The sequence below is a fragment of the Microcoleus sp. F4-D5 genome (assembly GCF_036704885.1).
Taxonomy (GTDB): Bacteria; Cyanobacteriota; Cyanobacteriia; order Cyanobacteriales; family Microcoleaceae; genus Microcoleus.
In genome coordinates, this window is record NZ_JAUBSX010000091.1 from 16184 (window position 1) to 28322 (window position 12139).

At 47.1% G+C, this 12139-nt stretch carries 6 protein-coding genes; 2 read left to right on the plus strand and 4 right to left on the minus strand.

Annotation, left to right across the window (positions count from 1 at the left end; all coding sequences use genetic code 11):
* Positions 1 to 4477, plus strand: a 4477-nt coding sequence (locus tag QUA80_RS28595) for a CHAT domain-containing protein (protein WP_333428352.1), incomplete at its 5' end; no start/stop codon positions are given.
* 286 nt (positions 4478 to 4763) lie between these two features.
* Here QUA80_RS28595 and QUA80_RS28600 read toward each other — a convergent pair.
* From QUA80_RS28600 to QUA80_RS28615, 4 genes are all read right to left on the minus strand, one after another.
* On the minus strand, positions 4764 to 5177 hold the full coding sequence (locus QUA80_RS28600) for a hypothetical protein (protein WP_333428353.1): 414 nt from the start codon (positions 5175 to 5177) through the stop codon (positions 4764 to 4766).
* A gap of 337 nt (positions 5178 to 5514) precedes the next feature.
* Positions 5515 to 7662 carry an NAD-dependent DNA ligase LigA gene (ligA, locus tag QUA80_RS28605; RefSeq protein WP_333428354.1) on the minus strand — a complete coding sequence of 716 codons (2148 nt, stop codon included), beginning with the start codon at positions 7660 to 7662 and terminating at the stop codon, positions 5515 to 5517.
* 113 nt (positions 7663 to 7775) lie between these two features.
* Positions 7776 to 8840 carry a vWA domain-containing protein gene (locus QUA80_RS28610; protein WP_333428355.1) on the minus strand — a complete coding sequence of 355 codons (1065 nt, stop codon included), beginning with the start codon at positions 8838 to 8840 and terminating at the stop codon, positions 7776 to 7778.
* 138 nt (positions 8841 to 8978) lie between these two features.
* Positions 8979 to 9956, minus strand: coding sequence for an Npun_R2479 family HD domain-containing metalloprotein (locus QUA80_RS28615; RefSeq protein WP_333428356.1), 978 nt, complete (start codon positions 9954 to 9956; stop codon positions 8979 to 8981).
* 286 nt (positions 9957 to 10242) lie between these two features.
* On the opposite strand from QUA80_RS28615, the gene QUA80_RS28620 reads away from it, so the two are divergent.
* Complete coding sequence (locus QUA80_RS28620) at positions 10243 to 11988, plus strand: alpha/beta hydrolase (RefSeq protein WP_333428357.1); 1746 nt, start codon at positions 10243 to 10245, stop codon at positions 11986 to 11988.
* The last annotated feature ends 151 nt before the right edge of the window (positions 11989 to 12139 follow it).

Below are 12139 nucleotides of genomic sequence, written 5' to 3' on the forward strand. Positions count from 1 at the left end.
CGACTTAACTGTAAATGGGGGTACGGGTAATATTACATTCAATGGTGCAGTTGGCAATACCAAGGCATTAGGAAATATTACTTCTAACTCTACAGGAACAACCGCATTTAATCAAACAGTCACTGCCGCGAGTTTGACGACAGATCCAGGCGGCACAACTCAAGTGAAGGGAAATGTCACTACAATCGGCCCTCAAACTTACGGAGATGCAGTGACAATTGCCAATAATCCGATTATTTCAGGTGACAGCATTACTTTCAATAATACTGTAGACGGCACCAGCGATTTGACGGCGAAGGCGATTAGCGGTAATGTGATATTTAATGGTGCAGTTGGTGCTGCAAGCGCGATCGGCAATTTAACAGCTAATTCTACAGGCACAACCGCATTTAATCAAACAGTTAATGCCGCGAGTTTGAATGCAGATGCTGGCGGCACAACTCAAGTCAAGGGAAATGTCACTACAATCGGCCCTCAAACCTACGGAGATGCAGTGACAATTGCCAATAACCCGATTATTTCAGGCAGCGAAATTACTTTCAATAATACTGTAGACGGTACCAGCGATTTGACGGTGAAGGCCGCTAGCGGTAATCTTACCTTCAAAAGTGCGATCGGCGAAACAACTCCTCTCACAAATTTAACTGCAAACAGCAAGATATCTTTAGGCGGCAATGTCACTACAACCGGCAGCCAAACTTATGCAGATGCTGTCACTGTTGCCAAAAACTCAATTCTTTCAGGCCGCGACATTACTTTCAACAAGACAGTTGACGTGGCTGGTAATCTCGGTATTGCGGCTGATAATGTCAATCTCAAAGACACTGTAACAACCACCAATGATGGCAGGCTCACAATTGCCAATAAGGTAAATTTGAATATTGAGAAAAACCTGAACTTAGACGGTGCATTTATTCAAAATGGCGGGGGAAATGTTGCGGTTAGCGGAAATATCACCACAACTAATGATAACATTAGTTTTAGCGGACCGGTGACATTAAAAGCTCCTGTAAATTTTACACTTGGAGATGCAACGATTGCTTTCGGTTCTAGTTTATCGGCAGGTAGTAACCCCCTGACGTTAACGGCAAGTGAAATTGATTTTTCCGGGAATGTTTCTGGTACTGGCGCGTTAAGGCTGCAACCCGCAACAGCCAGCGAAAATATTGTTGTTGGCGGAGTTGATAACAATACTAGCGCTTTAGATTTGACTGCATCGGAACTTAATTTGATTCAAAATGGATTTAGCTCGATCGCGATCGGGCAATCCGATAGCAGCGCCAATATTAGTATTCCCTATAATCTCACATTTTTAGATCCAGTAAATATTCAAACGGGAACAGGTACGATCGCACTTGATGGAACTATCACCGGACTTGACAACAGCAGTGTTGCTATCCAAGGTTCAACAATTAATTTGAACTATGGCATCAATACAACTAACAATATAGATTTGACTGGCAACGTTCAACTGAAAAACCAGGTTGAACTTAAAAGCAGCGTTGGTAGCATTAATATAAAAGGGGCGATAGACGGCGGTCATTTGTTGGGCTTAGATGCCGCGAATGGTAATGTGCTGCTGCAAGGAAATATCGGAGAAACAACGCCATTATCGGTTTTGAATGTTACCGCAGCGAATGCGGAATTTATCGGAAATGTTAAAAGCAATTCTGGTTTTAATGTGACGGCTTTCACTACTAAATTAGGCGGGGATGTTACGACTAATAACGGCAACATTAATATTAGCAATGCTTTGGTTTTGACCAAGGATGCAGTATTTAGTACCGCCGGGGGAAATATTGCTTTTGGTGCGATCGACAGTGACAGCATTAATGCCCGCGACTTAACTCTAGCCTCCGGTAGCGGCAGCATCACTTTCAACGGTGCGGTGGGGGCCACCAGAAAGTTAGGAGATCTTGAGATCGACAATGCTGGCAATGTGACAGGAAACTCGACAATTAACGCGCAAGAATTGACAGCATCAAACACGGAAAAAGTCAATTTATCGGGAGATGTCACCGCCGGCGAAGTCGATATTACTGCCAAGGGCGATATAAGTGTTAAAAATATTACTACTAATGGCGGAGAAATTGAATTTACAAGCGGTAACAATTTCACAGCCGGTAATTTGAATACATCGGGAAACAGTGGCGGTGACATAACTGTTGAGGCGATAACTTCAATTACGGCGGGACAAATTAACTCTAGCGGTATAGCCGGAAATGCCGGCAATGTGTTCTTAGATCCGATCGGCGATATTCAAGTAGAGTTTATCAATGCCCAAGGCGGTACAGGCGGCACCGGCGGCGATGTCACAGCAATAACAGGCAATTTTTTCCGGGCTACAGGTGCTTTTTCAACACCTTTTTCGCCGACGGGATTTGCTAGCATTTCTACTGCTGGCGGCACAGGTAGCGGAAATATCGCAATTACACACGCTGGGGGAGATGGAGGGACGCCGATTCAACCGTTTGTGGTGGGGGATGCTGCTAGCAACGGTACGGCGGGTGCAATTACAACGGGACAATCTAGCATTACTTCGCAGTCGTTTCCGCGTTCTAGCAGTGTTGGTAATATTTCATTTTCGACTGATGACGGCATTGACCCGACGCCAACGCCAACTCCAACTCCGACTCCAACGCCAACTCCGACTCCAACGCCAACTCCGACTCCGGTAGTAACTCCAACTCCGACTCCAGTTGTCACTCCGACTCCGGTAGTAACTCCAACTCCGACTCCGGTTGTCACTCCGACTCCGGTAGTAACTCCAACTCCAACTCCAGTTGTCACTCCGACTCCGGTAGTAACTCCAACTCCGACTCCAGTTGTCACTCCGACTCCGGTAGTAACTCCAACTCCGACTCCGGTTGTCACTCCGACTCCGGTAGTAACTCCAACTCCAACTCCAGTTGTCACTCCGACTCCGACTCCGAGTGTCACTCCCACTCCAAGCGATCCTAGGGAAATACAAGTGCCCGCACCTGTCCCCACACCAACATCGCCCACAGCCACAGATATACCCGCACCGCAAGAAGAATCTTCAACCCCTGATTCAGAAGACTTTCAACGCGGCAAAATTCTACCGCTAGACAATCCCGGTGTAGCGACCGATCGAGTTTTAACTATCGATCGAAGTATTACCAGTAAATTACCCTCCGGCGTCGTACAACCTTCATCAGAAGAATCAAAACAACCAACAGTCAACCCTACTTCTAATTTAGTTCTGGGATATGTTCCGTCTCCCGATCGACTTTTTGAAGTCAACGACATACAGAATATAGTCTGGAGAATCGAAGAAATCAGGAATCAAGAATTTGGACAATACTTGGGGGTAAAAGCCAACCTCCCAGAGGAAAAAGTCTTGATTTCGACCTTCCAACAAACTTTACAAGATATCGAACAGCAAACCGGCAAGCGGTCTGGTATTATCTACATAGTCTCGCGAAAAGATCGACTGGAACTAATTTTAGTTCCTCCCGTCGGGCGGCCGATTCACTACAGCGTTCCCGAAGCCAACAAAGCAGCCTTATTCCCCACCGTCCAGGAGTTCCGCGCTGAAATCACCAATCCCGCAAAACGCACTACTACCACTTATCTAGCCGCCGCCCAGCAATTATATAAATGGGCGATCGCACCCCTAGAAAAAGACTTAGAAAACTTAGGAATTCAGACTTTGTTACTGTCAGTCGATCCGGGATTGCGGAGCCTGCCTTTTGCTGCTTTGCACGACGGTCAAGGCTTCTTGATTGAAAAATACAGTTTCAGCCTAATTCCAAGTTTTAGTTCGACTAATACCGATTATAAAGCTGTTAGAGACGCCACAGTGTTAGCAATGGGCAGGTCAGAATTTGTTGACAAACCGCCCTTGCCCAGTGTGCCGAGCGAATTGCAGGTGATTTCGGCTCAGTGGCAGAGTCCATCTTTCCTCAATTCTAGTTTCACTTTAGATAATCTCAACTCGGAACACGCCAAGGGAGGATTTCGGATCGTTCACCTAGCCACCCACGCTGAATTCCAAGCGGGAAAACCGAGCAATTCTTACATTCAACTGTGGAATTCCAAATTGCAGCTCGATCGCATGGAGAGTTTAAATTGGCGCAATCCGCAGGTAGACTTGTTAGTATTGAGTGCTTGTAGAACAGCCTTGGGCGATCGGGAAGCAGAGTTAGGTTTTGGAGGTTTAGCAGTAAAATCCGGCGCGAAATCTGCTTTAGGGAGTTTGTGGTATGTTGACGATGGAGGCACTTTGGGGCTGATGAGTGAATTTTACCATCAGTTGCTAGGAACCACAACTAAGGCAGAAACTCTGCAACTTGCTCAACAGGCGATGATTGCTGGTAAAGTTCGGCTCGAAAACGGGCAGTTAGTTACAACGGCGGGCAACTTGAATTTACCGGCTAACATACAACAAGAAAACCGACATTTTTCTCATCCTTACTACTGGAGCAGTTTCACTCTAATTGGAAGTCCTTGGTAAGCTGTCATACTTTAGCTATTGTTGGGTAAAATCAACCATTCTAGGTTGTAATGAGGACTCAAGTCTGAGCGAGTTTTATGAAGACTAAAGTCCTCACTACTAAGAGGTTTGATGATGGGTTACGATGGGCAATTAATTAAATTTTAGATTTTAAATAGAACCCCACAGATGAATCTGGGGGCTTGAACTAACGTCCAAACTTTTTTTCTCACCGCGACTCCTGTCGGGGATTGTATCCGTATTTCAGTCAGAACGATTCAAAAATTATCAGAAACCCGCAGATGCTCTATCTAGGGTTGATTTGTCTCGGATTTGGGGCCGCAGTTCCGTAATTGACTCGGCAGCCGATATTGAACAAACTCGAACTGCACTCAAGAGGGACAATCTGCTGGTCGAGGAGGGCGCTGCAACTGACATACTCGTCGTTATTAGTATCTCTTACCATACATTCGATCGGGTTAGCTCCCGATCGCGCCGACCAACTCTTCATACCTACGACTGCAATCATATGCTGCCAGTAGAAAGCAAATAGCGACACTGCCAACAGTACAGCAACGGCTAATCCTGCTTTCAACTTCCAACTATTTAGGAAGTTTCCCAAACTGTTTTTCACGTTTTCCACTCCCGAAATTGAGCTTTCGGTAGTTATTTCTGGAGTTGGCAAGTTTGTTTGTGTTTGTTCTGCTGGAATTTCCGACATAATGTATCTCCTATGATTGCTGGCATTTGGCTAAGCTGGCAGTTGCGATCGCTATTGCAAACTTTATCAAATTTTAGCAAAACTCGCCTGTACCGACAACCGCTCCCCGCGGCAGGGCTAGCGAAGTAGGTAGATTGACGAAGTGCGATCGCGATTTCTATGCCTTTTGAGGTATTGCCCAATTCGCGAGCGGCTATGTTGCACCGACTGTAATAGAATTGTTGGGGATTTTCTTGGAAAACGGCTCAAGTGAATCAGCAATTTTTTGGCGAACCGCAGAGTCCGCAGAGGCTGCAGAGAAAGAGAAAAGAGAAATATATTGACTTTCACCAATCATTTATGGTGTCGATAGCAGTTCCAATAACTCAGCTTCCGAAAGTAGTTCGATCCCCAAAGATTGAGCTTTTTCCAACTTAGAACCCGCATCTTCTCCCACCACCACATAATCTGTTTTAGCACTCACAGAACTTGTGACTTTACCTCCTGCTTTTTGAATCAAATCTTTAGCTTCATCCCGTTTCAAAGTGGGCAAAGTTCCCGTCAGCACAAAAGTTTTGCCTGCAAGCTGTAAATTTTTGCTGGCTAAATTTTGATTTTTCACTTCTGACTGCAATTGCAAGCCCGCAGTTTTCAACCGTGCAATTAAACTTTGATTTGCCGGAACTCGAAACCACTGATAAACAGCTTGAGCAATTTCCGGCCCGATGCCGTAAACCCCCTCAATCGATGCCGCCGATACCGCTGCTAACTCATCCACATTTGCAAACCTTTCTGTCAGCAATTGAGCGTTGACTGTGCCGACGTGGCGGATGCCCAAGCCGTAAAGTACCCGCGACCAAGGTTGATTTTTCGATTGGGCGATCGCACTTACCAACTTTTCTGCTAACTTCTTACCCATGCGTTCCAAACTCATCAATCTTTCCGCAGTCAAATCGTATAAATCGGCCGCAGAATTGAGCAGATTGCTATCAACCATCTGCTGTACCAACTTTTCCCCAACACCGTTAATATCTAGAGCATCCCGGCTGCAAAAATGAATCAGCGAACCCCTCAAAATCGCCGGACAAGATGTATTGATGCAGCGAGTAACGGCCTCCCCTTTTTCCCGAACCACAGGCTGTTCGCATTCAGGACAGCAACTAGGCATTTGAAAAAATTTAGCATTTTGGGGGCGAAGTTCCGGCAAAACTCGCACAACTTCTGGTATGATTTCCCCAGCTTTTCTGACAATTACAGTATCGCCAATGTGCAGGTTGAGATCGGAAAGTCGATCGCTGTTGTGGAGAGAAGCCCGCGAAACCGTCGTTCCAGCCAACTGCACCGGTTTGAGTTCCGCTACAGGAGTCAGAGCCCCGGTTCTCCCTACTTGCACGGTGACAGCTTCCACAATTGTAGGCACTTCGGCTGCAGGATACTTAAGTGCGATCGCCCAACGCGGAAACCTCTGAGTAAAACCCAATTGTTTTTGCAGCCCAACCGAATTAATCTTAACAACAACCCCATCGGTCATGTAAGGCAAATTCCGGCGTTCAGTATCCCAATAGTCGTAATACTCCCGAACCTCATCCAAAGAATCGCAAATTTTGCGATATGGATTCACCTTAAACCCCATTGTTCTCAATAATTCCAACGAATCCCACTGCGTGTTCTCCTCGTTACCCTCATCTAAATGCAGAGTATAAGCAAAGAAATCCAACCTGCGCTTATCCACAATTTTGGAATCCAACTGCCGCAGCGTACCCGCCGCCGCATTGCGAGGATTAGCAAACAATTGTTCCCCTGCTTTTTCCCGTTCCCGATTAATTTCGTCAAACACAGCTAAAGACAAAAAAGCTTCTCCCCGCACTTCCACAACAGGCGGCGGATTATCTAAATTGAGCTTGAGAGGAATCGATCGAATAGTCTTGACATTTTGAGTAATTTCCTCTCCGGCAATGCCGTCTCCCCGCGTCGCACCGCGAACTAACACCCCATTTTCATAGGTTAACGCTAAAGCAGAACCGTCAATTTTTAACTCGCAAACGTAGGAAACCCCCCCCAACCCCCCCTTGCTAAGGGGGGGAGTAGTTTCCCTGTTTTTCTTATTGCTAAGCGTAGGTGCATTTCCCTCTTGACCCCCCTCTTGACGGGGGGTTAGGGGGGGTGCATTTCCCTCTTGACCGGGGGTTAGGGAGGGTGCTACTCTTTGCCAGCGTTCCTGCCATTTAGCAAATTCTTCAAAATTAAAAGCATTTTCCAAACTGTAGAGAGGAATATTGTGCTTGACGCTAAAAAATTGAGTAGCAGGCTGTTCTCCCACCCGCTGAGTCGGGCTTTCGGCAGTAATTAATTCCGGATAATCTGATTCTAAGTCTTGCAACTGGCGATAAAGTCGATCGTACACCTCATCTGGCATAACCGGCGCATCGAGAACATAATAAGCATAGCTAGCTTGCTGTAGCTGCTGCCTCAACTGTTGAATTTGCTGCTGGATTTCGGGTTGCATATTAATTTGAAAGTGTATATTTTTAACCGCAGACCGTAACACAAACACATATCGTAGAGATTTTACCCTTATCTGCATCGATCTGCGGTTGTTGTTTGGACATTTAAGATTAATTAACGATCCCAATCTTCAACTTCATAAAGGAAACGAGTTCCCCCCATCAGCTTGCGATTTGCCGAGGTACTTTGCACAAAAACCGCATACTTTTCTAGATTGCTCGGTTTGATGCGAACAGTTTCGCCCATTGGCAAACCCAACATTTCTCGCGCCGCTTCTCCTTCAAACAAATCCCCTGTCGAACGGTCCATCAGCACAATTTCTTTCTTACCTTGGATAGTTTCGGTTTTAGTAAATTCATAAAACCCGCGCCCGGTTTTAAAAGTCAAACCATTCTCCAGAACAAAAGCTTTAATTGAAATCTCGCTGTCAACTTCTAGAATCTGAAATCTCCCCGGTTTTACGGCTCGCAATTCTGCTGATTCGTAAACAGCAACGCCTTCCCGCTTCAGCATGGTATTAAACATTTTGTTTAATCCGCGATTCATGCGACCTTGACTGACAACTTCTTGTTCGTAAGCTTGCAGTTGTTCGTTAGACGACTGTTGGTAACAAACTGCTAAAAATAAATCTGTGATGTAGGAAAATTGGTCTAGATTGAGGTGAAAACCGCCAGATTTTTCTGCTAGTTCTTTGTAAAATAAAGTAGCGTGCTGGCGGTTGAGAGCTTGGATGCCGTAAACGGCAATTCCCATCTGTGCTAACTTATCTACTTCCTGACGCCAGTTAAGTTTTTGAGGAGTTTGAGCGGGTGCGTGCGGGATGTCATCGCCAATTAGTACCAATGTTTTGGAATTAGTTGGAGTCCAAGAAAGTGACTGAGCTTCGTGCAAGACTAATTCATAACATTCTGGAGCATCGCCACCGCCTGTTGGCTCTACATTTTGAACAAAATTGCAAATCGTGCCGACATCGCCTGACAAATCGAGGTGTTTAGTCACGTAAGTGCTGTCAGCGTCGCAATAGTCCCCGTGAGCAATAATGCCAATGCGAATGCCAGGAATTTCATCGAGCAGTCTCGTTACCGTCTCTTTAATTTTCCGACGAACTTGCGTCAAACAAGGGTACATACTGCCAGTTGTATCAAAGCTAAAAACGACTTCAATGTTGTTGTTTGCCATGACGTAACTCTCCTTAACAAACACCGAGTTTATTAGCTATATTATAGCTAATAAAAAGACGAGTCAGCAACTAGGAAAAAAGATTTCATCCTAATTCTGGCTCGCTCGATTGGCTTCAGCATAAGGCTGGTTAACTCATCACAAATTCAAGTCAAAAAACTCGCTAAATTTCTTGTTTTCCCCGGACATGGAAGCTTGCAGATTATCACTATCTTTTTCGGCGTTCAAGTTGCCATTGTTGCGGGATTTGATTAATTCTTGAGCGTTTGTCTTGAAAGCGATGGGTTCAGCGTGTTCAACCTGAAACACGTTAGCGTAGAGGTTGGCAATAATCTGTTTGCCTCCCTGGGTCAATTCCAAGTAGTTCAAAGCTGCTGGAATGTAGGGAAAAACTCCGTTCCAATAAAACTTGGCGTAATTTTGCCGCAAATCTCCAGGAGACTTGTAGCCCAAGATTTTATTAGTGCCGACTTCCTCAAATTCGTAGAACAGGGCACTTATTTTTCGCAGGTAATTGGGGTCGCTCAACTGACCGATCAAATCGGCGGCTCTAGCGAGTCCAGAATAATTGTTTCTGTCTTGATGAGTTTCGCTAGCAGGAACTGGGAAGCGCGTCAATTCAATATTGCGCTTGATTTGTTCGGCATCAATTAATGTGTGGCCGCCGAAGCGTTCGTCAATTACGAGTTTTCCTCGATCGACATGATAAGGAGTTAAACTAGCAGAAGTTGCGCCGATCGGCACCGAAACCATGCCCCCGTCAATACCCGTAGCGTAGAGTCCCACAGCTTCTTGGTCTTGGCGGCAAACACCTTTGACGTAGCCGATATCGTGGCACAGCAGCGAGATCAGGTAGTGCAGCCAATCTTCCGGCGACACTCCCCCTTCGCGAATATGCTTGCCCCGGAGAATCTCTTGTCCCACCAAAGCCACGAGCATTGTGTGTTCCACATTGTGGTACAAAGCATCGCAGTTAGCGATATTTTCTAGAGCCATAGTCCCCGCCCAGGCAATAATTTCAGGGTAGTCAGGCTTGTACTTGCCGTAGGTGCGGCGGTAGCCGGCCTGCAGCTCTTGCACAAAAGCGTCAATCAGGATAGCAGTTGCATTGAACATGATAAATTCTCTCACTCAGACTTTAGTTGCAAACTCGATCGAAAATATCTTGCATAGCCGAAAAAATCATCACTGGGCATTCCAGTAGGTTTGACCCCTCGGCGTTGAATTTTTAATTTCAGCTAGTCTTGTCAGGTCTGAAAATTGCTCTTTTGGCTATGCTTCCCACGATAACCTAATTTCCGAAGCATCCGAAGCAACAGATCGATTTTCGGGCATTAAATATTGGCGAAACAATTTACATCGTTTCACCGACTAATGATTAGAAGTCCTAGGTGTGAAAGTTATGAACTGTGTGTTTCCGAGTCTCTCCACTGCTGCCCTTCGCACTCGGCGGTCGATCGCCCCAAAATACCTAGGATTGTTTGCATTCACGGCTGTTTGCACCGCCGCACCTGCTTGGGGTGCCGAACGAATTTACGTAACTTACGGGCCGCTAGAAGAATCCGTTCCGATCGAATCCCTGGCACTCTTCGCCAAAGAAGGCAAAATAGACTCGAACTTGGACGGTTTCGCTCAGTACGTCAAAAAAGCACAGCTAGCGGAGATTCGCAGCGCCCTGCAAGCGAAAGCTGAAATCAGCCACGTGACGATCGCCCAATTCCTCTACACGCCTCAAGGAGAAGTGCTGCTGAAACGCTTGGGCCGAGTAATTCAAACCAAAGCTCGGCAGCCGGGATTTTATGCCATCCGATCCGCTCTGATTTTAGCAGCCTCAGATCCAGAAGGTCTGACAATTCTCAACGTGCTGCGGAAATTCCCCACTTACGGCATCAGGATTGACATCGGTCGCGGCTTGGCTATTGGGAACGAGCTGACATCCCTGATCAACCGTTCCAATCAGACGATCGCCGGAGTCGTCCAGTTGTCCGAAGCAGAAGCAGCCTTAGCACCCCCCATACCGCCCGCCGAAATGCTGCAGCCCCAGCTACCGGGCCCCTATACTTGGAAAAAATCATCGGTAACTCTGACGAGTCCAACTCGCCCTCGCACGTTTGATATGGACATTTACCTGCCGCAGGGCAGCCAGCAACCGGCCCCAGTAGTAGTAATTTCCCACGGTTTAGGTTCCGATCGCCTTTCCTTCCAATATTTAGCCAAACACCTAGCCTCTTACGGCTTTGCCGTCGCCGTCCCCGAACACCCCGGCAGCAACGCCCAACAAATCCAAGACTTGGTAACAGGTCGAGCCAATCAAGTAGCAGAACCAGCCGAATTTGTCAACCGCCCCCTCGACATCAAAGACTTGCTCGATTATTTAACCAAACTTTCCACAACCGATCCGGCCTACCAAGGGCAGCTCGACTTGCAGCGAGTCGGAGTCATCGGCCAGTCTTTCGGGGGCTATACGGCTTTAGCATTAGCCGGCGCAGGGATTAATTTTGGACAGCTAGACAAAGACTGCCAGCTCGAAAACGAAACTTGGAACCTCTCCCTGCTGTTGCAGTGCCGCGCCCGCGGCCTAGAGCGCAACCAGTACAATTTCGGCGACTCGCGCATTAAAGCTGCGATCGCCATCAACCCGATCGTCAGCAGCATTCTGGGAGAAACTAACCTCGGCAACATCAAAATCCCTGTCATGGTAATCGCAGGCAGCGCCGATACCGTCGCCCCCGCTTTCCTCGAACAAATTCAACCGTTCACATGGCTGACATCCCTCAACAAATATCTAGTATTGATGATCAACGGGACTCACTTCTCCTCGATCGAGGAATCCCCTCAAAGCCTCTTTCTGCCACCAGCAGAGGCGATCGGGCCCGAACCAGCTTTAGCCCGCCGCTACCTCAGCGGACTCAGCCTAGCTTTCATGGAAAGCTATTTGAACAACAAATCAAATTTCCGCCCGTATTTGGAGCCATCCTACGCTTTAAGCATCTCCCGAGACACTCTCGGACTGAGAATTTTGCGATCGCTCACCCCGCAGCAACTCCAGCAGTTCAGGATTTCTCCACCTCCTCGCATCCCGGCCTCTCCACCTCCCATCGCTCCTGTTTCTCCACCTTCTCCAACTCCCATCGCTCCCGTTCGTTAGGGTTGAGGTGCGCCGCGCGTGCAGGCTGGCATATCTTTTCGCGCGGGGGCGATGGCGTCCCGCCCCGCAAGCTACGCCCATCTCTCCCCTGTCATCAGCTTTCCTAATCACAGCCATCAGTTTAACTGTCGTTACACCCCTTTACAAACCT

Coding starts and splice junctions, on each gene's coding strand:
- QUA80_RS28600 (WP_333428353.1), bottom strand. CDS start 5,177: ATGTCGGAAATTCCAGCAGAACAAACACAAACAAACTTGCCAACTCCA.
- QUA80_RS28620 (WP_333428357.1), top strand. CDS start 10,243: ATGAACTGTGTGTTTCCGAGTCTCTCCACTGCTGCCCTTCGCACTCGG.
- QUA80_RS28610 (WP_333428355.1), bottom strand. CDS start 8,840: ATGGCAAACAACAACATTGAAGTCGTTTTTAGCTTTGATACAACTGGC.
- QUA80_RS28615 (WP_333428356.1), bottom strand. CDS start 9,956: ATGTTCAATGCAACTGCTATCCTGATTGACGCTTTTGTGCAAGAGCTG.
- ligA (WP_333428354.1), bottom strand. CDS start 7,662: ATGCAACCCGAAATCCAGCAGCAAATTCAACAGTTGAGGCAGCAGCTA.